Source organism: Nocardia sp. NPDC058114, assembly GCF_042884695.1.
In the GTDB taxonomy this organism is placed as follows: Bacteria; Actinomycetota; Actinomycetes; order Mycobacteriales; family Mycobacteriaceae; genus Nocardia.
Map to the genome: position 1 here is coordinate 54,924 of NZ_JBHVTK010000013.1, position 22,952 is coordinate 77,875.

21 protein-coding genes are annotated in these 22,952 nt (G+C 68.4%); 14 read left to right on the forward strand and 7 right to left on the reverse strand.

Annotation, left to right across the window (positions count from 1 at the left end):
- Positions 1 to 2: 2 nt before the first annotated feature.
- Positions 3 to 800, forward strand: coding sequence for a TrmH family RNA methyltransferase (locus ACFVVI_RS31850; RefSeq protein WP_378994132.1), 798 nt, complete (start codon positions 3 to 5; stop codon positions 798 to 800).
- 3 nt (positions 801 to 803) lie between these two features.
- Here the strand turns inward: ACFVVI_RS31850 and ACFVVI_RS31855 are convergent, their stop codons facing one another.
- Positions 804 to 1,292: a MarR family winged helix-turn-helix transcriptional regulator gene (locus ACFVVI_RS31855; RefSeq protein WP_378994134.1), complete on the reverse strand. Its 489-nt coding sequence runs from the start codon at positions 1,290 to 1,292 to the stop codon at positions 804 to 806.
- A gap of 94 nt (positions 1,293 to 1,386) precedes the next feature.
- On the opposite strand from ACFVVI_RS31855, the gene ACFVVI_RS31860 reads away from it, so the two are divergent.
- Positions 1,387 to 2,253 (forward strand): NmrA/HSCARG family protein, encoded by an 867-nt coding sequence (locus tag ACFVVI_RS31860; protein WP_379315240.1) that lies wholly within the window; start codon positions 1,387 to 1,389, stop codon positions 2,251 to 2,253.
- Positions 2,254 to 2,259: 6 nt separating this feature from the next.
- On the opposite strand, the gene ACFVVI_RS31865 is transcribed toward ACFVVI_RS31860, so the two are convergent.
- Positions 2,260 to 2,832, reverse strand: coding sequence for a TetR/AcrR family transcriptional regulator (locus tag ACFVVI_RS31865; RefSeq protein WP_387448111.1), 573 nt, complete (start codon positions 2,830 to 2,832; stop codon positions 2,260 to 2,262).
- Between the two features lie 102 nt (positions 2,833 to 2,934).
- Between ACFVVI_RS31865 and ACFVVI_RS31870 the strand changes: the two genes are divergently transcribed.
- The gene (locus tag ACFVVI_RS31870) at positions 2,935 to 4,368 is read left to right on the forward strand and encodes a DHA2 family efflux MFS transporter permease subunit (protein ID WP_378994141.1); all 1,434 of its coding nucleotides are present in this window, start codon (positions 2,935 to 2,937) and stop codon (positions 4,366 to 4,368) included.
- On the opposite strand, the gene ACFVVI_RS31875 is transcribed toward ACFVVI_RS31870, so the two are convergent.
- On the reverse strand, positions 4,353 to 4,817 hold the full coding sequence (locus ACFVVI_RS31875) for a hypothetical protein (RefSeq protein WP_387448113.1): 465 nt from the start codon (positions 4,815 to 4,817) through the stop codon (positions 4,353 to 4,355). The two genes, ACFVVI_RS31870 and ACFVVI_RS31875, sit on opposite strands and share 16 nt — an antisense overlap.
- A 492-nt stretch (positions 4,818 to 5,309) precedes the next feature.
- On the opposite strand from ACFVVI_RS31875, the gene ACFVVI_RS31880 reads away from it, so the two are divergent.
- The 11 genes from ACFVVI_RS31880 (at position 5,310) to ACFVVI_RS31930 (ending at position 18,557) form a co-directional block, all read left to right on the forward strand.
- Complete coding sequence (locus ACFVVI_RS31880; RefSeq protein ID WP_387448115.1) at positions 5,310 to 5,882, forward strand: Uma2 family endonuclease; 573 nt, start codon at positions 5,310 to 5,312, stop codon at positions 5,880 to 5,882.
- A 367-nt stretch (positions 5,883 to 6,249) separates the two neighbouring features.
- On the forward strand, positions 6,250 to 7,311 hold the full coding sequence (pheS, locus tag ACFVVI_RS31885) for a phenylalanine--tRNA ligase subunit alpha (protein WP_067457595.1): 1,062 nt from the start codon (positions 6,250 to 6,252) through the stop codon (positions 7,309 to 7,311).
- Between the two features lie 19 nt (positions 7,312 to 7,330).
- Positions 7,331 to 9,832, forward strand: a complete 2,502-nt coding sequence (pheT, locus tag ACFVVI_RS31890) for a phenylalanine--tRNA ligase subunit beta (protein WP_378994147.1) — start codon at positions 7,331 to 7,333, stop codon at positions 9,830 to 9,832.
- Between the two features lie 278 nt (positions 9,833 to 10,110).
- Positions 10,111 to 11,580, forward strand: a complete 1,470-nt coding sequence (locus ACFVVI_RS31895) for a TerD family protein (protein WP_387448117.1) — start codon at positions 10,111 to 10,113, stop codon at positions 11,578 to 11,580.
- On the forward strand, positions 11,577 to 12,335 hold the full coding sequence (locus tag ACFVVI_RS31900) for an alpha/beta hydrolase (RefSeq protein WP_387448119.1): 759 nt from the start codon (positions 11,577 to 11,579) through the stop codon (positions 12,333 to 12,335). The genes ACFVVI_RS31895 and ACFVVI_RS31900 overlap by 4 nt, the downstream gene beginning before the upstream one ends.
- Positions 12,336 to 12,388: 53 nt before the next feature.
- Positions 12,389 to 12,889 (forward strand): PspA/IM30 family protein, encoded by a 501-nt coding sequence (locus ACFVVI_RS31905; protein ID WP_378994153.1) that lies wholly within the window; start codon positions 12,389 to 12,391, stop codon positions 12,887 to 12,889.
- A gap of 46 nt (positions 12,890 to 12,935) precedes the next feature.
- On the forward strand, positions 12,936 to 13,961 hold the full coding sequence (locus tag ACFVVI_RS31910; RefSeq protein ID WP_387448122.1) for a hypothetical protein: 1,026 nt from the start codon (positions 12,936 to 12,938) through the stop codon (positions 13,959 to 13,961).
- A gap of 380 nt (positions 13,962 to 14,341) precedes the next feature.
- Positions 14,342 to 17,086 carry a nitrate- and nitrite sensing domain-containing protein gene (locus tag ACFVVI_RS31915; RefSeq protein ID WP_387448124.1) on the forward strand — a complete coding sequence of 915 codons (2,745 nt, stop codon included), beginning with the start codon at positions 14,342 to 14,344 and terminating at the stop codon, positions 17,084 to 17,086.
- Between the two features lie 28 nt (positions 17,087 to 17,114).
- Positions 17,115 to 17,543, forward strand: a complete 429-nt coding sequence (locus tag ACFVVI_RS31920; RefSeq protein WP_378637023.1) for a roadblock/LC7 domain-containing protein — start codon at positions 17,115 to 17,117, stop codon at positions 17,541 to 17,543.
- The gene (locus ACFVVI_RS31925) at positions 17,540 to 17,980 is read left to right on the forward strand and encodes a DUF742 domain-containing protein (RefSeq protein ID WP_378994161.1); all 441 of its coding nucleotides are present in this window, start codon (positions 17,540 to 17,542) and stop codon (positions 17,978 to 17,980) included. Before ACFVVI_RS31920 ends, ACFVVI_RS31925 begins: the two co-directional genes overlap by 4 nt.
- A gap of 10 nt (positions 17,981 to 17,990) precedes the next feature.
- Positions 17,991 to 18,557 (forward strand): ATP/GTP-binding protein, encoded by a 567-nt coding sequence (locus tag ACFVVI_RS31930; RefSeq protein ID WP_378994296.1) that lies wholly within the window; start codon positions 17,991 to 17,993, stop codon positions 18,555 to 18,557.
- Positions 18,558 to 18,578: 21 nt separating this feature from the next.
- Here the strand turns inward: ACFVVI_RS31930 and ACFVVI_RS31935 are convergent, their stop codons facing one another.
- From ACFVVI_RS31935 to ACFVVI_RS31950, 4 genes are all read right to left on the reverse strand, one after another.
- Positions 18,579 to 20,048, reverse strand: a complete 1,470-nt coding sequence (locus ACFVVI_RS31935; RefSeq protein ID WP_387448127.1) for a hypothetical protein — start codon at positions 20,046 to 20,048, stop codon at positions 18,579 to 18,581.
- Between the two features lie 62 nt (positions 20,049 to 20,110).
- Entirely contained in the window at positions 20,111 to 20,737 is a 627-nt protein-coding gene (locus ACFVVI_RS31940; RefSeq protein WP_387448129.1) for a hypothetical protein, read from the reverse strand.
- Positions 20,738 to 20,834: 97 nt separating this feature from the next.
- Positions 20,835 to 22,217, reverse strand: coding sequence for a lipase family protein (locus ACFVVI_RS31945; RefSeq protein WP_387448131.1), 1,383 nt, complete (start codon positions 22,215 to 22,217; stop codon positions 20,835 to 20,837).
- 79 nt (positions 22,218 to 22,296) lie between these two features.
- Positions 22,297 to 22,938 carry a TetR/AcrR family transcriptional regulator gene (locus ACFVVI_RS31950; RefSeq protein ID WP_387448133.1) on the reverse strand — a complete coding sequence of 214 codons (642 nt, stop codon included), beginning with the start codon at positions 22,936 to 22,938 and terminating at the stop codon, positions 22,297 to 22,299.
- Positions 22,939 to 22,952 lie beyond the last annotated feature (14 nt).

Sequence of the window (22,952 nt, forward strand, 5' to 3'; positions counted from 1 at the left end):
CCGTGGACGCGCTCTCCGAGCGCAATCCGCGGGTCGTTTCCGCTGTCAAGCTCCAGCGCGCGGCCCAGCGCCGCAAGTCCGGCCTGTTCCTCGCCGAGGGGGCCAACGCGGTGTCCGCCGCTCTGGAGACCGGCCGCGTCCGGGAGATCTTCTATTCGCTCGCGGCCGCCGGTCGTGAGAACGCGCTGATCGCCGGTGCCACCGCCGACGGCGTCCGTACCACCTTGGTCAGCGATCGCGCCGCCGAACATCTCGGTGAAACCGTCACGGCGCCCGGCCTGGTCGCGGTGTGCGAACTCATCGACGTGCCGCTCGGTGAGATTCTCGATGGTCGCCCACGGATGCTCGCCGTCCCGGTGGAGATCGCCGAACCCGGCAACGCGGGGACCCTGATCCGGGTCGCCGATGCGGTCGGCGCCGACGGGGTGGTGCTGGCGGGCGAGACCGTCGACCCGCACAACGGCAAATGCGTGCGCGCCAGCGCGGGCAGCCTCTTCCACGTCCCCGTGGCCCGCAGCCGCGACATCACCGCGACTCTCGACGCGATCTCCGCCGCGGGCGTGACGATCCTCGCGACCGCCGCCAACGGCGAAGTCGACCTCGACGCCGCCGACGACATCCTGCGCGGACCGGTCGCCTGGCTCTTCGGCAACGAGGCACATGGCCTCGACCCCGCCGTCGCCGCCCGCGCCGATCACCGCATCCGCATCCCCATCCACGGCCGCGCCGAAAGCCTGAATCTGGCTGCGGCAGCGGCTATCTGCCTCTATGCGAGCGCTCGCGTCCAGCACGCGAGGTAGTTCTCACGCCGGTGCGGCGCGGCCCCGGAGATAGTCGATCTGGGTGTGACTGAGCTGCTCGGCCTTGCGCATGTGATCGGTGATCACCGCGAGCTCGTCCTCGGTATGGGTGTCGAGTAGCGCCTCCCAGCCCTCGCCGAGGTCGTCCCAGACGGCGGTGACGCGGGCGACGCGCTCGGGTACGGGGGAGACCAGCACCCGGCGGCGATCCTCGGCGTCGGGTTCGCGCATCACATAGCCGTCGCGTTCGAGTCGATCGACCAATCGGGTGGCGGAGCCGGTGGTGAGTCCGGTCAGATCGGCGATCTGTTTGACGGTGAGTGGCTGCGGCTCCGCGGTGAGCAGGCTCAGGCATTGCAGATCGGTGGGGTGGAGGCCCAGATGGTCGGCGACTGCCTGATTGAACAGGACATACGAGGCCATGTATTGCCGTGAGACGCGCGACAACTCCGCGTAGCGGGCACGTCGACTCTGCTCTGTAATCCGGATCACACTCCTTATCAGCTGCGCGACGCAGTTAAAACGGATAGATTGCTGCATGACACAGTTAATGTGCCACACAGCAAATCATACCGGAGGAAACATCATGCTCACCATCGCCGTGACCGGTGCCACCGGCGCACAGGGCGGCGCCACCGCTCGCGCCCTGCTCACCCTGGGTCACCGCGTCCGCGCGCTCACCCGATTTCCCGACGGCCCCGCCGCGGTGGCGTTGCGCGATCTCGGCGCCGAGATCCACTACGCCGACTTCGACGACCGTGGCTCCCTCGGCGTCGCCCTGGCCGGTGTCGACTCCCTTTTCGCCGTGACCACGCCGTTCGGCACCGACACCGCCGCCGAAACCCGCCACGGCGTCACCCTCATCGATGCCGCCGGTGCCGCACATGTCGGCCACATCGTCTTCACCTCCGCCGCGCATGCCGACCGCGCCACCGGAATCCCGCACTACGACAGCAAATTCGCGATCGAAGAGCATCTGCGGGCGAGCGGCGTCCCGTGGACCGTCATCGCGCCCGCCGCCTTCATGGACAACTACGCCACCGGCTGGACCCTCGACGGCCTCCGTGACGGCACCTTCGCCTGGCCGATGCCCGCCGATCGCCCGCTCACGCTGATCTGTGCCGAGGACATCGGCGCCTTCGCCGCGCTCGCCCTCGATCGCCGCGCCGAGTTCGCGGGCCGCCGCATCGACATCGCCGCCGACGAACTCACCCCGGACCGGCTCGCCGCCGCCCTGGCTGTCGCCCTCGGCCGTCCGATCGCGCACCACGAAGTCCCGCTCGACTACGTTCGCGGCCATTCCGAGGATCTGGCCGCCATGTTCGACTACTTCGCCACCGTCGGCCTCGACGTCGATGTCAGCGGCCTGCGTCGTGCGTACCCCGACGTCGCCTGGCATTCGTTCACGGACTGGGCCGATGCGCAGAACTGGTCCGCGCTGCTCGCGCGCTGACCGGCCTCAGCACGAGGGGGTGGTGGCACTGCGCAGGTCGGTGAGGATTTCGGTGGCCCAGGGGAGTGTGATCGCATCGCTGCCCGCGACCTGCATCGCGGTCATGATGGTGAGCAGCATGCCGGTGGCGACGAAGCGGCGCGATTCCAGTGTGTCGGCGCCGGTGAGTTCGCCGATCAGGCGATAGATGCGCCCGAATCGCTCCCGCATGTGGTCGCCGATCGCCGGATCCGCGCTCGCGGCGGCGCCGTGCAGCAGTACGAGGGGGAGTTCGCGTTCGGCCAGGAAGACATCGAAGCCGTGGCCGAGGGTGCGCAATGCCTCCGAGGTGTCGGCGCCGGGGGTGATCTCGGCGTCACGGAACACCTGCTCGATGCGCGTACACACCTCCAGCAGGCAGGCGATGAACAGCTGCTGCTTGGTTCCGAACAGGCGGATCACGTAGGGCTGCGACACTCCCGCCAGCCGAGCGATCTCATCGGTTTTCGTTGCGGCATAGCCGGTTTCGGCAAAGGCATGGATCGCGGCTTCGAGCACCTGGGCGCTGCGCTCGGACGCGGTCATCCGGGTTCTCGTCATGGGCGTCACTGCCTCCTCGTTCGAATGCCTCTTGACATGTTATCAGTCGATGCATAACGATAAGCGAGGAAGTTATCAGTCAATAACAACTAAGGGTTTGGCATGACGCAGACACTCGAATCCGGCGGCGCGCGAGCCGCCGTGACGCCACCGAACTCCGGGGCGAAGAACAAGCCGCTCGGCGCGGTGATCGCCGCCGTCGGCATTCCGATGTTCATGGTCACGCTGGACAACCTCGTCGTGACGAACGCCCTCCCGGTGATCAAAACCGAACTGGGAGCGTCGCTGTCGGACCTGCAATGGTTCATCAACGCCTACACGCTGTCCTTCGCCGCGCTGCTGCTGTCGGCGTCGGCCCTGGGCGACAGGATCGGCCGGCGCCGGGTCTTCCTGGCCGGAATCGGCATCTTCGTCGTCGCTTCCGCGGCGTGCGCGCTGGCCACCGAGCCGTGGATGCTCATCGCCGCCCGTGCGGTGCAGGGCGTCGGTGGTGCGGCCGTCATGCCGCTGTCGCTCACCTTGCTGGCCGCCGCGGTACCCGAGAAGATGCGCAGCGCCGCGATCGGGATCTGGGGCGGCATCGCCGGCTTGGGCGTCGCCGTCGGGCCGGTCGTCGGCGGTGCGGTGGTCGACGGCCTGAACTGGCAGTGGATCTTCTGGCTCAACGTCCCGATCGGTCTGCTGGCGCTGCCCTTCGCTGCCCGCATGCTGTCCGAATCACGGGGCGCCGCACGGAAACTCGACTACTTGGGCGTGCTGCTCTCAGCTGGTGGCGTGCTGGCGCTGGTCTGGGGTGTCATCCACGGTGCCGATGACGGCTGGACCGCACCGCAGGTTCTCACCGCGCTGATCGGCGGCGCCGTGCTGCTCGTCGCGTTCGTCGTCTGGGAGACCTATGCCACCGATCCGATGCTCCCGCTACGCATGTTCCGATCCCGCGGCTTGAGCCTGAGCTTCATCGTGTCCTTCGGGTTCTCGTCCGGCGTCTTCGGCTCGATCTTCCTGCTCGCCCAGTTCTTCCAGGTGGTCCAGGGCTACTCACCGCTGGAGTCGGGCATCCGCACGATGCCGTGGACGATGGTCCCGATGGTCGTCGCACCGCTGGCCGGCCTGATCGTCGACCGCGTCGGCGCCCGCACCCTCATCGCGATCGGCCAGCTCTGCCTGGCCGTCTCCCTCGGCTGGATGGCGATGATCACCACCGCCGACGTCCCCTATCTCGCCTTCGTCGCCCCGTTCGTCCTCGGCGGCATCGGCATGGGCCTCACCTTCGCGCCCTCGTCCACCATCGTCATGGCCAGCGCTTCCCCCGCCGACCAGGGCATGGCGTCGGGCATCAGCAGCACCGTTCGCGAAGTGGGCGTCGCCATGGGCATCGCCGTCCTGGCCTCGGTCTTCGCCTCCCACGGCTCCTACACCGACCCCCAGGCCTATGTGGACGGCCTCGTCCCTGCGGTGTGGGTGGGTGCCGCCCTGGTCGCCTGCGCAGCGGTGGTGGCAGCGTTCCTGCCCCGGCACACTCAGCCCGCGCGATAGCCGCTGATCGGTTCCCTGAGCAGGTGGTTGTCGCCGAACGGCACGACAACCACCTGCTCGGCATCGTCATAGATGATGGTGCCCGGTGCGGCGGAGTCCAACCGCTCCCATTCGACGCCGTGCGCGTCGAGGATCGCGAGGTATCCCTCGACCCGCTCGATCATCGACACCGCGCTCGCCTTGAACCACGAGGCGGCACCTGGATGCCGTGCGCGGTCGTACACCCCCGGGTCGACGTCACTCGGATTCGTCAGATTCTCGCTGAACCAATCGTTGCCGCCCCGGCGGAACCGCACCTCCCCGGCACTCAGGTGCCCTGCGGTCCACAGCCCGTTCACCAGGCCGAACACGCCCGGATGTCGACCGTGTCGATTGGGCTGCGCAGCCTGGAATCGAACGTAGGACAGTGCGCTCGCCGACGTGACCCGACGGCCGCTCGGCCCTGTCATCCGACACTGTCCGGGTGCTGGCCCTGCTCGGGCGCCGCCTGCTGTTCGGGCCGGTGCGCGCACAACCCCGCCGCACGCGGGAACGGACGCCGCCCCACGGGCCGAATCCCGAAGCCACACAACGCAAGCCCGCTCCCCGCAGCGGTGAGTCGAGCACGCCGCCCCCGCGGAGACGTCGGATCGCCGGTCTGTTCAGCCATCGAGTCGTCCTGTTCTCGAGTCGAACACGCTGGTGTGTTTGCTCATTTGGACGCGCCCCGATCCCATTCGGTTCCCTCGAATTCGGAATGCTTTCCGATTGCCCTGAGAAACAGCCGATTTCAGGCACAACACCCGACGCCGCGCGCAGCTCCGATATCGCGCGGTACGGAGCGCTCCGTGGGGACCGTGGAGGAATTCGTTGCCAGGTCACCGCGGTGAGCCGGTTGATCACTGGCTCGACCAGGTCGCGGTATCGTTGACCACAGCAGTCCGCACGAATGGAGCGACCGCATGACCCTTCCCGCGATGCATCCTCGGCCCGGCAACCTTCGTGAGGTCGCCGAGGAGATCGAACGCGCGACCGGTCTGCGTGTCGAGATTCTGGGAGGGGCGCTCGTGACGTCACCGACCCCGCGTGGAAAACACACGGGGTCCATCCGCCGACTGCGTCAGCAGTTGGAGGCATCGATGCCGAATGGGCTGGCCGCATATGAGGTCACCTCGATCGCGATGCCCGATGATGACGACGATTACTGCACTCCCGCCCTGGTCATCCTCCCTGATACCTGGGACACCGACGATGACTGGCTCGCCGACCCCCTCGATGTCGAACTCGCCGTCGAGGTGATCTCGAAGTCGGAGCGGGCGGCGCAGATCAACGGCAAGAACGGCTGGTACGCCGCGGCGGGCGTGCGCGCCCTGCTCGTCATCGACCCTCGCGTCGGCCGCTGGGCATTGTTCGCCGGTCCCGCCGCAGGCGGCTACGCCGAACTGATCGAAGGCATATACGGCGACCCGATCAGCCTCCTCGATCCCCTGGGGTTGTCCCTCGACACTGCCTGCCTGCCCCGATACGACGAGTAGCCGCGCACGACCCCTGACCAGATCGGTCAGGCCGCGATTGCAGGATCCCATACGAAGGCTGTGCGCGAGTTTGCTCGCGAGCCACTGAACTTCCCGCACAGGATGTTCGAGTGGCATCCATGTGGTTCGCGGTCGACGACAACCCGCGCCGGAACCGGGTGCGAGAATTCGCGCGACCTGCGCTGTGGATCCGCGCCCTCCAGTGCGCTGATGGGTCTGTCTCGCGACCCTGCCGACCTGCGCTGATCGCGTCGCGAGTAATCCGGATGAATCGCGTCAACCCCATCCCATAGGATTTACGCAGCACCGATGCGGGATGGCAATGACGCGCCCGCGAACCGATCCCCAGGGGAGAGTCGAGAAGATCGTGGCCGACGACAACAGTGGAGTCGAGCAAAACGCCTCTTTGACCGAGGAGGCACTCGCGGCAGCGGCGGCGGAGGCCGAGAAGGCGTTTGCCGCGGCGGCCGATCTGGATGCGCTGGCGGTCGCCAAGACCGACTTCATCGGCGGTAAGTCGCCGATCGCGCTCGCGCAGCGCGGTCTGGGCAGTGTGCCCAAGGAGGAGAAGGCCGAGGCCGGTAAGCGGGTCAACGTCGCGCGTAAGCGGGTATCGGACGCGTTCGAGGCGCGCCGTGCCGCGCTCTTGGCCGAGCGCGATCAGGCGGTGCTCATCTCCGAGAAGATCGACGTCACGCTGCCCGCCCGTCGTCGGCCCGTGGGTGCCCGGCACCCGATCACCGTCATCTCCGAGCAGATCGCCGACTTCTTCGTCGGCATGGGCTGGGAGGTCGCCGAGGGTCCCGAGGTGGAGACCGAGCACTTCAACTTCGACGCGCTGAATTTCCTGCCCGACCACCCGGCGCGCACCATGCAGGACACCTTCCACATCGCCCCCGAGGGTTCGCGCCAGGTGCTGCGCACGCACACCTCACCGGTGCAGGTGCGGTCCATGCTGGAGCGCGAGGTGCCGATCTACGTCGCGTGCCCCGGTCGCACCTTCCGCACCGACGAGCTCGACGCCACCCACACCCCGGTGTTCTCGCAGGTGGAGGGTTTGGCGATCGACAAGGGCCTGACCATGGCGCACCTGCGCGGTGTCCTCGACGCGTTCGCCCAGGCCATGTTCGGCCCCGAGACCCGTACTCGCATGCGCCCCAACTACTTCCCCTTCACCGAGCCGTCGGCCGAGGTCGACGTGTGGTTCCCGAACAAGAAGGGCGGCGCGGGCTGGATCGAGTGGGGCGGCTGCGGCATGGTCAACCCGAAGGTCCTGATCGCCAGCGGCATCGATCCCGAGGTGTATTCCGGGTTCGCGTTCGGCATGGGCATGGAGCGCACCCTGCAGTTCCAGACCACCATCGCCGACATGCGCGACATCGTCGAGGGTGACGTGCGGTTCACCCTGCCCTTCGGTATCCGGTCTTAGAGAGAGAGCGAAACGTCAAGTGCGAGTAGCACAGTCCTGGCTGACCGAGATCCTGCAGCGCACCACCCCCGAGTGGTCGGTGTCGGCGGAAGAGCTCGACGCGGGCTTCGTCCGGGTGGGTTTGGAAGTCGAAGAGGTCGACAAGCTCGAGCCGATCGGCGGCAGTATCGACAAGCCGCTGGTCGTCGGCCGCGTCGCCGAGATCACCGAACTGACCGAGTTCAAGAAGCCGATCCGCTTCTGCAAGGTCGACGTCGGCAACCCTGAGTTGCAGGAAATCGTCTGTGGCGCGCGTAATTTCGCGGTCGGCGACCTCGTTGTGGTCGTGCTGCCCGGTGGTGTGCTGCCCGGCGGGTTCACGATCTCCTCGCGCAAGACCTACGGTCACACCTCCAACGGCATGATCTGCTCGGTCGCCGAACTCGGCATCGGCAAGGATCACGACGGCATCCTGGTGCTCGAGCCCGGTTCCGCGCAGCCCGGCGACGACGCGAACGTGCTGCTCGGCACCGATGACACGATCATCGAACTCAACATCACCCCCGATCGTGGCTACTGCTTCTCGGTGCGCGGCCTGGCCCGCGAGCTGGCCTGCGGGTTCGACCTCGAATACGCCGACCCCGCCGTGCGCACGCTGCCGGAGGCCGACTCCGAGGCCTGGCCCGTTCGCCTGGACGACGATGCCGACTGCACCCGCTTCGGCGTGCGCCGCGTCACCGGGATCAACCCGAACGCGGTGAGCCCGCTGTGGTTGCAGCGCAGACTGATGCTGTCGGGCATGCGGCCGATCTCCCCGGCTGTCGACGTCACCAACTACGTGATGCTCGAACTCGGTCAGCCGCTGCACGCCTTCGACGCCGCGAAGCTGCACGGCGGTCTGGTGGTTCGCTCGGCGCACAAGGGCGAGACCCTGCGCACCCTCGACGACACCGAGCGCACCCTCGACGCCGAGGACGTGGTGATCGTCGATGATTCCGGCGTCATCTCCCTCGCCGGTGTCATGGGTGGTGCGAGCACCGAGGTCGGCGCGGAGACCACCGACGTGGTGCTGGAAGCCGCCGTCTGGAATCCGCTGCGGGTGTACCGGACCTCGCGCAGGCACAAGCTCTCCTCGGAGGCGGGCAAGCGCTACGAACGCGTCGTCGATCCCGAGATCAACATCGTCGCGCTCGACCGCGCCGCCACCCTGCTCGCCGACATCACCGGCGGCACCATCGAATCCGCGCTCACCGACATCCGGGTGCCGCTGGAGCCGGTCGCGCCGATCGCGATGGACATCGACCTGCCCGACCGCGTCGCCGGCGTCACCTACCCGGCGGGCACCTCCGTGCGCAGGCTGGCCCAGATCGGCGCGGGCGTCGAGATCGAGGTCAACGACGCGGGCAAGACCCAGCTGCTGGTGACCCCGCCGAGCTGGCGCCCCGATCTCTCGCAGCCCGCTGACCTGGTCGAAGAAGTCCTGCGGCTGGAGGGCCTCGAGCAGATCCCGTCCGTGCTGCCGACCGCGCCCGGCGGTCGCGGTCTGACCGCGCAGCAGCAGCGTCGTCGTGCGGTGAGCCGGGCGCTGGCCTTCGCCGGTGCCGTCGAGGTGCCGCCGCCGGCCTTCCTGCCCGGTGGCGTATTCGAGGTGTGGGGGCTCGACGCCGACGACCCGCGCCGCAACACCACCCGCGTCCTGAACCCCCTCGACAGCGACCGCCCCGAACTGGCGACCACGTTGCTGCCGGGTCTGCTGGAAGTGGCCGCCCGCAACATCTCGCGCGGTGCGCGCGACCTGACGATCTACGGCATCGCCCAGGTGGTGCAGCCCGGCGCGCAGACCCACTCGGTCGAGGCGTTGCCGGTGGACCGTCGTCCCACCGACGAGCAGATCGCCGAGCTCAAAGCGTCGCTGCCCGCTCAGCCGGTGCACGTCGTCGCGGTGCTCAGCGGTAAGCACGACCCGCGCGGGCCGTGGGGCCCGGGCCGTGCGGCCGAGGCCGCCGATGCCTTCGCGCTGGTCGACGACATCGCCGACGCGGCGGGTGTGGTCATCGAACGCCGGGCCGCGGCCTACCTCCCGTGGCACCCCGGTCGCTGCGCGGAACTGCTCGTCGACGGTGTGGTCGTCGGCCACGCGGGCGAACTCCACCCCGCCGTCCTGGAGCGCGCCGGTCTGCCGCCGCGAACCTGCGCGCTGGAAGTGGACCTCGACGCCCTGCCGCTGAGTGAATCCCTGCCCGCGCCGACGATCTCGGCGTTCCCGGCAGTCCTGCAGGACGTGTCGATCAGCGTCGAGAAGACCGTCCCGGCCGCGCAGGTCGAAACCGCGCTCCGCACCGGCGGCGGCGACCTGCTCGAGAGCATCGCTCTGTTCGACGTCTACGAAGGCGCCCAAGCAGGCGAGGGCCGCAAATCCCTCACCTACGCCCTGCGCTTCCGGGCCCCCGACCGCACCCTCACCGAAGACGAGGCCAGCGCCGCCCGCGACGCCGCCGTCGCCTCGGCCACCACCGCGGTCGGCGCCGAACTGCGCGGCTGATCCTCACCCGACATCCGAAGGCCGCCCGGTTCCGCCGGGCGGCCTTCGTCGTGAGCGGTTGTCCCTCAGGTTGTTTCACGTCTGACGAACCCGGCGCTGCGACGCGAGTGCGGCCGCTGTCGCTTACCGGTGGCGCGCCGCCGATCACGACCGGCACGCGTAGTCGGCGCAAGGATCCACCTTCGCGGCACGACGCCAGAATTCGGCGGTGGTGCGCGGGGAGTGGGGGCGAGCGGTTGGGCTCGGACCGGGGGCGGGCTAGGTTGGAGGGTGTGTCGATGATGAAAGGTGCCAATGTCGCGGTGCCTGCTTCCGCGGTCCGCGTCGAATTGGGTTGGCAGTCGGGGCCGGGTGTGCCCGATGCCGACGCGTCCGCGCTGTTGCTCGCCGGGGCGAAGGTGCGCTCCGATGACGACTTCGTGTTCTACAACCAGGCCGTGCATCCCTCGGGCGCGGTGCGGCACGAAGGAAAACAGCAGGGACACACCGTTGTCGACGCGCTCTCGGTGAATCTCGGGCAGGTCGAGCCGCAGATCGAGACGATCGTGCTCGCCGCGTCCGCCGACGGGGGGACCTTCGGTCAGTTCCACGGGCTCTACATCCGGGTGATCGACACCGCGAACGGCGCCGAGGTCGCGCGGTTCGACAGCAGCGGGGCGACCACGGAAACCGCGTTCGTGCTCGGCGAGCTGTACCGCCGCCAGGGTGCGTGGAAGTTCCGCGCGGTCGGCCAGGGTTATGACAGCGGATTGGCCGGGCTCGCTACCGATTTCGGCATCTCCGTCGACGATGCTCCCGCGCCTCCCGCGCCTCCCGCGCCTCCCGCGCCTCCCGCGCCTCCCGCGCCTCCCGCGCCTCCCGCGCCTCCCGCGCCTCCCGCGCCTCCCGCGCCTCCGCAGCCGTTCGGCTCGGGGCAGCCGACTCCGCAACAGTCGTACGCCCCGCCGACACAGCCCTTCATCCCCGCGCCTCAGCCGAACCGGCCCCACACCCCGCCGCCGAGCCCGCCGACCCCGGTGTTCCCGCCGAATCAGCAGCAGTACGCGCCGCCGCCGAACCAGCCCGGCATCCCACCCCAGCGCAACCCCCAGTTCGCTCCGCCCCCACCACCTCCGGTCGACCTCGCCAAGGTCTCGCTCACCAAGGAAGCCCCGTCGGTCTCCCTGACGAAACACGGCGCCACCGGCGGCGTCATGCGCGTGAACCTCAATTGGACCTCGATGGCCGCCACCGGCCGCCTCTTCGGGAAACTCCGCGGCAAGAACATCGACCTCGACCTGTGCTGCTTCTTCGAATTGGTCAACGGCGCGATCGGTTCCGTGCGCGCCCTCGACCGCCGCTTCGGCGCCCTCTACGAACCGCCGTTCATCCACCTCGATCAGGACGACCGCACCGGTGCCAGCATCACCGGCGAGAACCTGTCGGTCAATCTCGACTACACCCAGTTCATCCGCCGCATCCTCGTGTTCGCCTCGATCTACGACGGTGCCAGCGATTTCCGCAATGTGCACGCCACCGTCACCCTGCACACCGTGAATTCCGCGCCCATCGAGATGACGCTCGACGGCTGCACCGACAACTCCCGCGACGCGGTGCTGTTCGCGCTCGAGAACGTCGACGGCGAGTTCGTGGTGCGCCGCGAGGGCAGCTTCGTCCGCCCGCCCGCCGGGCAACCGGGCGGCGGTGTCGTGGAGATCGCGCGCCTGTACAACTGGGACTTCGGCTTCCAGGCGGGCCGCGGCAAATGATCCGGCATCCCGCGACGCGCGTGCTCAACGCGCTGGTCTACCACCCCGACAAGCACGTCGCCCAGACCCCGGCGGCGCTCGGCCTGGACTATCGCGATCTGACCATGCGCACCGCCGATGGCGTCGATGTGCACGGCTGGTTCGTGCGGGCCGAGCGCCCCCGCGGTCACATCCTCTACGCGCACGGCAACGCGGGCACCATCGGCGACCGCGTCTCGATCATCGCGCTGCTGGTCGACGCCGGCTTCGACGTGCTCGCCTTCGACTACCGCGGTTTCGGCCACAGCACGGGCACCCCGAGCGAACAGGGCACTTACCTCGACGCCAGAGCTGCCCGCCAAGCCCTGCTCGAGCAACCCGAAGTCGATCCCGATCGGGTCTACTACCTGGGCAAATCTCTCGGTGGCGGGGTACTGCTCGAACTGGCGGGCGAATATCCGCCCGCGGGCATGATCCTCATGTCGACGTTCAGCGGCATGCGCGCCGCCGCGCGTTCGGTCTACCCGTTCCTGCCCGCGCCGCTGATCCCGAACGCGTATCCGAGCCTGCGGCACATCGCGAACCTGCGCGTCCCGGTCCTGATGATGCACGGTGACCGCGACGAACTCCTCCCGCTGCGCCACGCCGAACGCCTGTACGCGGCGGCGCGGGAACCGAAACAGCTGATCGTGGTGCCCGGCGCGGGTCACAACGATGTGATCGACACGCTCGGCGCCCAGTGGCCGAAGATCATCGCCGACTGGGCGGCTCGATAACGCCGCAGCCCGGTCGTCGTCGAGGGTCGCTGGATTCTGCGTAGCCTGGCGGTATGAGCGAAACGAGCGAACTCCTCGGCCGCCTGGCTGCGCTGCCCGACGACGAGCTGGTGTCGGTGCTGCGCGCCGCGGTCGCCGGACGCCCCGGGCTCGGCGCGGTCGCCGCCGCGCTGGCCCAGGCTGAGATCGGTCATGCCGAAACCGGATCGCCTGTGACTCTGGACACGAACGTCATCGACGCGGATGTGGTGCCCGTCGCATCCGGGCAGGTCGGAGGCGCGATGCCGGTACCGCCGGTACCGTCCGGGCTACCGGTGACCGGCGCACCCACCGCCACCGGCGGATATTCCACTTCCGGAGTGCCGACATTCGACTCGGTTCGGGATAAGGTCGAGCAGCGTTTCGGCACCGCGCAGGGAATGGACGAGCTCGACCGGCAGACTCCCGCGGGTCGCAGCGTCGACGAGCAATGGGAGGCGCGGGAGAAGGCCGCGCGTGAGCGGCTGGATCAGATCCGGAAATCGGTGCAGGGCAACGATTCCGGCGAGAAGTAGCCACGCGTCCTCCCTTCCGGTAACGACGTGATGGGTGGACACACAGATGACGCAGGCGCGCCAGATCGCCGACCGACTACTCGATGCGCAGGTGGAATTCCTGCTCGCCGAGGTGACCGGTGAACGGTTCGCCGAGGTGATCGCCCGCGATGTGGCCGCCGTGCTGGCCGTCGGCGAGTCGATCAGGTTCGGTGACGTGGTTTCCCTGGAACAGGGCGAGCAGACGGTGGCCACCGTGTTCGACCGCATCGGCGGCAGCCCCGTGATCGCCGATACCGTCGGTATCTTCTCCGACGCCATCTACGACCACATCGCCTCGAACACCGAATACACCCTCGGCGACGTGGTCGACCGCGAACCGGTGGAAGCGTTGCTGGAGAAGATCTTCGGCATGCACCAGGCCCAGGAGCGGATCCTGGACCGGCTCACCGAGAGCCCGCTCGTCGCCACGGTGGCCTCGCGCTTCGTCGACAAGCTGATCGGCGATTTCATGCAGGCCAATCGCGAGCGCGCCGAGAAGATCCCGGGCGTCTCCCCGCTGATGTCGCTGGGTCAGTCCGCTGCCAACCGGGCCAAGAAGGTCGCCGCCGATAGCACCTTCGTCGGTGACCTCGCGGGCAAGGGCGCGCTGTTCGCGCTCAAGCGCACCAACAACGCCATCCGCGACATGCTGCGCGACGCGCCCGTGCACTCGGCGGCGATGGAATTCTGGGACCTGCACGCCGACGAACCCGTCGCGGGCCTGCGCGAATACCTCACCCAGAAGGACCTCAACGAGCTGGTCCAGATCTGCTACGAGATCGCGGTGACGACCAGGGAGAAGGAGTACTTCGGCCTGCTCGTGCGCGAGTGCGTCGAGGTGTTCTACGCCAGGTACAGCGACCACACGCTCTCGGCGATGCTGCCCGAACTCGGTCTCGATGCCGACGACATCAGTACCGAGATCCTGCGCTACGGGCCGGCTGTCATCGAGGCGGCCAAGCGCAACGGTGTGTTGGCCGGGCTGATCCGGGAGCGGCTCGAGCCGTTCTTCTACTCCGATCAGGTGCTGGGAATTCTCGGCGGCGAGTAATTCTCTCGAATACCGTTCGGTAACGCGAATTGATCGATACGACTTTGCTTCTCGATTTGCGTGACATCGCCGCAACCGGTAGTGATGTCGAGCATTCGAATTGCCGCTTCTGATCGGCCGCATCACATGTGCTGTGTGTCACGCTCTCTGGTGACCTGTATGTATCCGGCAGTGAACCGGCCGACCAACTCGCCGCCGGTGCGGCTGTGAGCATTCGGCTACACAAAGCCCGCTGGATTTCCGGCATGTTTAGATCAGTGCACGAATTGCTGCTTTACACCGTTCCGCATTGACCGCGCACTGCGCGGAGTGCAAGTTTGCACCTGACTTTCCGTGAGCCACCGTGACCGACGTTGCGGTGGCATTGCCAAGGAGTAGGTGTGCGTGCACGTTCCCGGCCGAACCCGACCGGAACCCGATCGGATGGCGGCGCTCGAGGGCAGCGGGCCGGCGCCGGGCTGATCCGGCCGCGCACCATCTCCGGACAGCTCGCCCGGATCCTGGTGGTGTCGCTGGTGCTGGTGCTCGCACTGCTCGGGCTGACCATGTCGACACAGGTCAGCGCCTACCGCCGCAGCGGGGAGACCGTGGACGCGGTGGCGGTCGCGCTGGCCGCGCAGGACCTCGTGCAGCAGGTGCAGCGCGAACGCGGTCTGAGCAACGGTCTGCTCGGCGGTGATCAGCGCCTGCGCCAGCCCGTCACCGACCAGCGCACGGGTACCGACGCCGCCCTGCATGCCCTGGTGAACGCCGTCGTGGGGAACCCGCCCGGTGCGGGGGAGGTGCGCTCGGCGCTGGGTCATCTGGCGGGTCTGCCCGCGATCCGCTCCCAGGTCGACAATCGCAATGTCACCCGGCAGGCGGCGTTCCAGTTCTACACCGACGGCATCGACGCGCTGAACCGTCTCTCGCTCGGTCTCGACCAGGCGCGTGACCCGGCCGTCCGGCACGGCCTGCAAGCGCTCTACGCGCTCGGTGACGCGAAGGAATTCGCGGCTCGTGAACGCGGTTTCCTCAACGGCGTTTTCGCCGCCGGAGAATTCGCGCCGGGGGAGTACGTGCAGTTCCTCGACATCCGCGCTGCCCGCAATGCCGCGCTCACCGCCTTCGGCCACGACGCGACGCCCGCCCAGCAGGCACGTCTGGACGCGGTGCTGGCAAGTGAGAACGCCACGCGGGCAACCGAATCGGAGAACATCGCGATCGCCTCGACGCTGGGACCGCTGGTTCAGCAGGTCGACCCGGCCGTGTGGTGGACGCAGATGACCGCGGTCATCGACGAGCAACGCAGGGTCCAGCAGGTCATCGGCGACGACGTCGGCGCGCGGGCCGAGACACTGCGCCGCGACGCCGCGCTGATGCTGGCCGCCTTCGCGCTGGCCGCGCTGTTGGCGATCGCCGCCGAGTTCGCGCTCGTCTTCGCCAGCATCAGGGCCATCGTCCGCCCCCTGGCCCAGCTGGCGACCGAAGCCGACGACGTCGCCTCCACCCGGCTACCCGAGGTGATCGCGGCCTGGCACAGTGCCGCCGACGCCCAACCCGATCCGCCCGCCTCCGTGCGCACGCCTCCCGGCGCGAGCGTGGAGATCGCCGCTGTCGCGGGTGCGTTGGATCGCGTGCAGACCACCGCGTTCGACCTCGCCTCCGAGCAGGCGCTGGTGCGGCGCAACACCACCGAATCGATGGCGAATCTGGCCCGCCGCAATCAGAACCTGGTGCGCCGTCAGCTGGGATTGATCAGCGAGTTCGAACGCGAGGAGCTCGACCCGAAGGCACTGTCGAACCTGTTCGAACTCGACCACCTGGCCACCCGTATGCGGCGCAACGCCGAAAGTCTGCTGGTGCTGGTCGGCGAGGCGAGTCCGCGCCGGTGGGCCGAGCCGATCGCGCTCACCGACGTGATCCGGGCCGGGCTGTCCGAGGTCGACGATTACCGGCGGGTGGTGCTGCGCCGGATCGACGACATCGCGGTGACCGGCGCCGTCGTCAGCGAACTGGCGCACATCCTGGCCGAACTCATCGAGAACGGGCTGGCTTTCTCGCCGCCCGATCTCGAGGTCGAGGTGTACGGCCGCAAGGTCGCGGGCGGCTACCTGCTCGCCGTCGTCGATCACGGCGTCGGCATGCCCGCCGAGCAACTCGCCGAAGCCAATGCCCGGCTGCGCGGCGAGCAGGACTTCATCGTGGCCTCCACCCGCTACCTGGGCCACTACGTGGTCGGTCGGCTGGCGGGGCGCCTCGGCATCGACGTGGAACTGAACACGTCACCGGTCAGCGGCATTGTCGCCCGCCTGCTCCTCCCGCCGTCGCTGCTCGCCGACGGAAAAGCCGGGCAGGCAGCGGATCTGCGAGAGGGCGCCGCCCGCGGCCCCGCAAGTCAGGATCTGGCCGAACCCGCAACCCTGGAGCGCACGGACACCTCGGTCGCCGTGGGTCACGTGGTGGCACCTGCGGGCGCTGGGGCCACGATCGGTTCGGCGACACCGGGACACCACGTGACCCCGGCCGGCGTGCCAGGTGCGGACCGTAGCGATGATCGACCGGTCGGCTTCCTCGGCGAGACGTCGCACGCCATCCGCGGTGGCTCGGCGTCGCCGACCGGCACCAACGGGCGGTCGCGGCACAGCCGGAATCCGGAATCGAGAGCCGGCAACAGCACCAACGGCAGTGGTCCGGCCGCGGCGAACCATTCGTCCACCGGCTCCGTCTACGCGCAGTTCCTCAGCAGTTCCACCGATTCCGCGCGTCCGCGCAACGGTGCGGCCCCCAACGGGGCGTCGGCTGAGGACCACTACGGCGTGGTAGCCCCGGAACGCTCGGAGGGGCAGGCCCGAGGACACACCAGCTCGCCGGTACCGCCATCGCGTGAACTGCCCGCCGTGGAGTCCATCGGCGCACCCGCCGTCGAACGCACCCGCAACGGCCTGGTCAAACGCAGCAAGCGCGCCAAGATCACCGGTGCGCCCGAGCGGCCCCGCCGCGATCCGGCCGCAGGCCCGGCCCGGCCCCCGGTTGTCGAACGGACCCCCGACCAGACCCGCAGCATGCTCTCCTCGTTCCGCACCGGCCACGAACGCGGCGGCGAGACCGAATCCCCTTCCGCTCCACTCGATCCCACCCGCTGACCGATCGGACAAGACCCCAGGAGACCCGGTGACCACCCACCTACCGACCGCCGATCCACACACCTTCAACTGGTTGCTCGGCAACTTCGTCCGCAATACCGACGGCGTGCGCGACACCGTCGCCGTCTCCTCCGACGGGCTGCTGATCGCGATGTCGGACGGACTCGACCGCACCGGTGCCGACCGGCTCGCCGCGATGGTGTCGGGCCTGTCCAGCCTCGCCCGGAGTGCCTCGCGCAGTTACGATTTCGACGGCCTCAAACTGATCATGATCGAGATGAAGCGCGGCTTCCTGCTGGTGTCGGCGCTGGGCGACGGCAGCTGCCTCGGCGTGATCGCCGACGGCGGCTGCGATGTCGGCCTGGTCGGCTACGAGATGGCGATCCTCGCCGAACGCGCCGGATCGCTGCTGGACCCGCTGCTGATCAGCGAATTGCGAGAGTCGTTGCGCAGATGAGAGATTTCGATCTCCCGCGGCTGCCGGACCCGCGCATGATCCCGATGAACCAGCCGGCGGGGTGGCGTGGTCTCGTCCCGTCGGTGCCGGTGACCCCCACCGACCACGACGATGTCGACGACCGCTTCGTTCGCCCGTTCGTGGTCACCGCGGGCCGCACCGTCCCGGTGCTGGACGGCCTGCGCATCGAAACCCTCGTCCAGGCACCGCCGTCCGCACTGTCGGCGCCGCTGCGGTTCGAAGAACGCACCGTGGTGCAGCTGTGTCTGACGCCGCACTCCATCGCCGAAATCGGTGCCGCCCTGCGGGTTCCGGTCGGCATCGCCAAGGTGATCGTCAGCGATCTGGCGGCGGCGGGGCATGTGACCGTCCGTGACGCGCCGGAACTGTCGACCGCCGCCATCGAGAGGATCCGCGACCTTGTCCGCGCACTTTGAGGCACCAGCCATGCCGTCGTCGGTGAAGATCGTGATCAGCGGCGGCTTCGGCGTCGGTAAGACCACCTTCATCGGCGCCATCTCCGAAATCGAGCCACTGGTCACCGAAGCGTCGATGACCGAGGTCTCCATCGGTGTCGACGACCCCGGTCGCCGTGCCGAAAAGACGGCGACCACAGTGGCTTTGGACTTCGGCCGGATCACCCTCGACCGGTCGCTGATCCTCTACCTCTTCGGCACTCCCGGCCAGGATCGATTCGTGTTCCTCTGGGACGACCTGGTCGACGGCGCCCTCGGCGCGGTGATCGTCGTCGACACCGGCCGGGTCGAAGACTGCTACCCCGTCCTGGACTACTTCGAAGAACACCACACGCCCTTCGTCGTGGTGGTGAACCGCTTCGCCGACGCGACCCGCTTCGATCTCGGTGAAGTCCGTGAAGCGCTCGGCCTCGACGACTGGATCCCGGTGCTGGACTGCGATGCCCGCGACCGCGACTCCGTGCGCGATGTCCTGGTCGCGCTGCTCGAACAGGTCCTGCTGCACCGCGTCCAACCTCGACAGCGGGAGGTGAGCTGAGCCCACCTCCCGTCGCACCGGTCAGCGTCGATGCAGTGTGAGGTCCGACAGGGCCAGGTGGAACCGCGTGTCGGTGACATCGACCGAGGTGTCGGTGAATCGCTTGGCGCCCAGCGTGTTCCGCAGGAAGTCGCGCACGGTGCTCGGCTGCGCGTCTACCGAGGCGAGAAGTTCCCGCGGCACTTCGATGGTCCCGTCGAAGAACCGCGGCTGCGCGGTGATCCCGGGCTGCTGCGGTGTCTGCCGCAAGCCGTCGACGGTGTGCAGCACGACGTCCAGCCCGCTCCCGTCACCGAATTCGATCCGCAGCGGTGTGGGGGAGACGGCCGGATCGAAGGACTGGATCCGCGCGATCCACCCCTGGGCCGAAACGCCCTGGTAGTCGTATTCGGACACAGGACCGAGCGTCTCGTGAGCGCGGTGCACCGGCGAGTTCTCCAGTGCCGCACCGGAAAGCGGCTGATCGGTGACGACGAAGGTCCACGACGCGTCGGTGAGCATCTTGCGCCAGAACCCGGTCCGGCCACCGTCGCGCCCTTCGACGCGCAGCTCTCGCGTCGCCGAGCCGGGCCCGGTCCGGTGGACGGAGATGCGGTCGGTGATCTCACCGGGCACCTTCGGCTGCGCGACCCAGTCCGGTGCGGGCAGCTGGATGGCGGCGTAGCGAGAATCGATGCGCTCCGACAGCATGTCCGGCGCTTCGGGTAGGCCGCGCTGGTCCTCGTAGGAGTAGCGGAAGAAGACCTTGTCCGCGCCGGAGATGTCGAAATCGTAGAGGCGCGTGTAGAAGTCGCCGTACCGGTTGACGACCAGCGAGGTCGACGCGCTGGTGGACAACGCGACAGCCTGGAACCGCCCACCGAGCGGAGTGCTCATCTCGTAGCTGTGGTCCACCGGCAGCCACGGGTCGACGTACTGGATCCGCTGACCGCCGTGGGTCAGCGCGAAGACGTGCGACACCTTCGCCCCGCCGACGGGGTGTTCGTTGCCCGCGGTATCTGTCCACACGTGATCCTCGGTGGGCGACAACACCGACCACGACCAGGCCGGCGCGCCCGGCGGCAGCGTGTTGCCGGGCCCGGTCCACAGCGGGGCGCCGTAGCGGCTGCTCCAGTTCCAGTCCGCGGGAGCGCTGAGTGCGTGATCCATCGTGACGAACCGGCCGTCGCGGTCGATCATCATCACTTCGTCGTCGTCGGCCGAGACACCGGCGATCGTGCCCGCCAGGCAGCCCGGCAGCGCGATCATGCGCCAACCACCCGGCGCGGCAGCCGGTTTCACGTACACCTGACCGTCGCGGGTGGCGAAGGTCCAGCGGCGGTTGAACGACTCGGTGGTGGTGCGGAAATACACCTGCTCGGGCAGCGCGACCGTTGCCGGGGCGAACGCCGCCAGTCCGGCGTCGGATGCGTCGACGCTCACCTCCGGGGTGCCGACCGTACCCACCGCCAGACACCCCGGATCGGCGATGGCCGCCGATTGTGTTGTCACTCCGGCGAATACCAGTCCGGCTGCCGCGATCACCGCTGTACGCCGGACGGCGTGCCCGGGCCTCACAGCCACCCCGCCGCGCCGAAACCGATCAGGGCGATCGCGTCGATCCCGAAGATCGTGCCGACCACCAGCGCCTTGCTTCGCACGCTCGGTAGATCGTGCACGAAGAAGCAGGCCGCGAAGAACGGCACGTACCCGATGATCCAGATCAGGAACGGGAAGCCGGGCTGCCACCATGACCAATCCCAGGTCAGCACGCCGGCCTTGTTGAGCAGTATCTCGACACCCACCGCCGCGATCGAGTTGATCGCGATCAGCACCGGCCGGTTCGGCAGCCCGAAGATCCGGGTTTCCTTCGGCGGCAACATCTTCGCGGCCGCGATGCCCATGATCGCGAACATGAAGCAGATCTCGATGTTCAGCCCGATCAGGATCTGGTACGCCGTCGGTCCGCTCGCCGCCCAGACCGGCGCCCGCGCGGTGAAGTGGAAGACCAGCGCGTTCCAGATCTCGTTGAACCAGTCCATGCCCCACAGCGCGAGCCCGGCGAACAGCACATTCCAGTTACGCCGCTCGACTTCGACCGCGTAGATGTAGATGACCACCAGTAACAGCGGAATGACATACCACTTGAACTGGCTCGCATCGCGAAGAATCTCCAGCGCGGCCCGCGCGTTGTCGGTCAACGGGGCACCTCCTGCTCATGATCGACGAACTCGGCGAGTATGATACAAATCAACATCGAACGTCAATGTGTATCGCCGAGTTCGCCGATTCGTCGAGTCAGCGGCTCCCGAGCGGCATGCCGAACAGGGACGCGAACTTCGCGGCGAGCGAGTCGCCGAGGAAGTCCAGGGCGCCGGGGGTCGCGGCCATGGTGCCCGCGTCGGAGGTGGTGCAGCCGGCAGCGGCCGGGACGCCGTCGAGGCGGTCGCGCAGCCAGATCAGCGCGGCCGGACCGCCGACCACTTCCGCGACGATGTGTTCGCTGGCGTGGTCGCGGGTGTAGGTCAGCGAGGTGTTCGGATCGCGGCAGTAGGTGTCGACCAAGGTGTCGGTGGCGGCCAGCGGCAGGATCTCGTCCCACGCGGAATGCCAGACGAACAGCGGCATGCCGGGGACGGACTTGCCCATGCGGGTGTCGTCGAGCATTGCCGCGACCGGCGGATCGTCGAGAGGATTACCGTCGGAACCGATCATGCCGGTCAGATTCAGAAACGGCAGCAGCGCCGACTGATACTGCACGCACAGCGGCGATTTGATCGCGAACAAGGCCTTGCCGAGCGGATCGAGCCGCTGATCGAGGTAGGCGGCGAAATCGGGATATTCGCGGGTGAGTCCCAGCACGGCGGCGAACACCAGACCCGAGGTCGCCTGGTTGTTCGCCATGCTCAAGGCGGCGCCGAGATCGGCCCCGATCCCACCCTCTGCCGCGCCCACGATGTTCAGTTCGGGCGCGTAGCTGCTGTGCAGTTCGGCGGCGTGACCGGTCGCGATGGAACCGCCGGAGTAGCCGTAGAGGCCCACCGGTGCGGTCGGTCCCGCCTCGAGCGGGGCGAAGTTGGTCGCGGCGCGAATGCCGTCGAGGGTGATCCGGCCCGCCAGCGGTCCGGCCGCGTAGGCCGAATCGGGGCCCTGATGGTCCGGAACGACCACGGCCCAGCCCTGTGACAGCGCTGCCTGCGCGAACAGGAACTCGGCGGGCACCACGATCTGGCCCGCCACCGCGGCCGCCGAGAGATGTTGCAGCGCATAGGAGGGTGCGCAGTAGCCCGCGGTCGAGTCCTCGGCCAGCTGCACCGACAGCAGCTTGCGCGGGTTCGGCGCCTGCCCGCGCGGCTTGATCAGGGTGGCGACCGCGGGGATCGCCTCGTCACGGCTGTTGTTGGAGCGATACGACACCTGCCATGCGTCGACATCGATCGGCAGCAGACCGAAATCGGCGACCCGCACCTGCCGGACCGCGATGATCGCACCCGGCGCGGTCGCCGCCACCACGTCCGCGGGCGGTAGGTAGAAGCCCGGATCCCATTCGGGCGGTAGTGGAATCACCGGCGGGGGCGCCGCCGGCGGCTCGGCCGCGACCGGCCCGGCGGTCATCACCGTTGCCGCCGCGAGCACACCGGTGGCAAGGGCAAGCCATCGCTGAACGAAGGGAGATCTCATCGCGCACAGTCCTCACATGAATTGAGACGCCTTCGTCTCAATAGCGGCAACTATGACATGGGTGTGGCGCAGATCGCAATCACACGCCAGGGGGCGTCGCTGAGATCAGGCTGTTCAGGATGGTGGAGAACACGTCGACCAGTTCGTCGACGGGTGGTCTCGGGTCGTCCAGGCTCCACTGGTGCACGGCGCCGTTCACCGCCCCGATGAACGCCGCCATCGGCACCCGCCAGCCGCCGGGCGGCATCCGTACCCCGTCGCGACCGGCCGCGATCGCGGTGACCACCTCGCCCCACCGATCCCTGACCTGCGCCCGATACGCCTCGATCTCGGGGCTCACCCCGACGATGTCGACGAAAGCGACTTTGGCGCATCGGATGTCGTCGGTGATCGCCGTCGTGTACGCCCGCACGGCCGCGTCGATCAGCGTGCGCAGTTCGTCGGAGTCCGCCGCTGCCAGCGCGGCGGCCACCGCCGCCCCGGCCTTGTCCTGCACGGAGTCGTACACCGCGACGAGCAGTTCCTCGCGCCCGGCGAACTGTTCGTAGAACTGCCGACGCGACAGCCCCGCGGCCGCGCACACATCGGTCAGCGAACTGTTGGCGTACGACTTCTCCGCGAACACGGTCAGTCCCGCGTCGATGAACAGCGCCCGGCGCTCGACCTGTCGTTCGGCGACCGAGGTGCCGGTGTAGTTGTGTCGAGTCCGCCCAGAGGTCACCCCATGACCCTACT

What these genes read in the sequence shown, in the direction of transcription:
- ACFVVI_RS31905 (WP_378994153.1), top strand. Translation starts at nt 12,389, where the DNA reads ATGAGCGAAACGAGCGAACTCCTCGGCCGCCTGGCTGCGCTGCCCGAC.
- ACFVVI_RS31880 (WP_387448115.1), top strand. Translation starts at nt 5,310, where the DNA reads ATGACCCTTCCCGCGATGCATCCTCGGCCCGGCAACCTTCGTGAGGTC.
- ACFVVI_RS31870 (WP_378994141.1), top strand. Translation starts at nt 2,935, where the DNA reads ATGACGCAGACACTCGAATCCGGCGGCGCGCGAGCCGCCGTGACGCCA.
- ACFVVI_RS31910 (WP_387448122.1), top strand. Translation starts at nt 12,936, where the DNA reads ATGACGCAGGCGCGCCAGATCGCCGACCGACTACTCGATGCGCAGGTG.
- ACFVVI_RS31875 (WP_387448113.1), bottom strand. Translation starts at nt 4,817, where the DNA reads ATGACAGGGCCGAGCGGCCGTCGGGTCACGTCGGCGAGCGCACTGTCC.
- ACFVVI_RS31860 (WP_379315240.1), top strand. Translation starts at nt 1,387, where the DNA reads ATGCTCACCATCGCCGTGACCGGTGCCACCGGCGCACAGGGCGGCGCC.
- ACFVVI_RS31895 (WP_387448117.1), top strand. Translation starts at nt 10,111, where the DNA reads ATGATGAAAGGTGCCAATGTCGCGGTGCCTGCTTCCGCGGTCCGCGTC.
- ACFVVI_RS31945 (WP_387448131.1), bottom strand. Translation starts at nt 22,217, where the DNA reads ATGAGATCTCCCTTCGTTCAGCGATGGCTTGCCCTTGCCACCGGTGTG.
- ACFVVI_RS31930 (WP_378994296.1), top strand. Translation starts at nt 17,991, where the DNA reads ATGCCGTCGTCGGTGAAGATCGTGATCAGCGGCGGCTTCGGCGTCGGT.
- ACFVVI_RS31925 (WP_378994161.1), top strand. Translation starts at nt 17,540, where the DNA reads ATGAGAGATTTCGATCTCCCGCGGCTGCCGGACCCGCGCATGATCCCG.
- ACFVVI_RS31900 (WP_387448119.1), top strand. Translation starts at nt 11,577, where the DNA reads ATGATCCGGCATCCCGCGACGCGCGTGCTCAACGCGCTGGTCTACCAC.
- ACFVVI_RS31865 (WP_387448111.1), bottom strand. Translation starts at nt 2,832, where the DNA reads ATGACGAGAACCCGGATGACCGCGTCCGAGCGCAGCGCCCAGGTGCTC.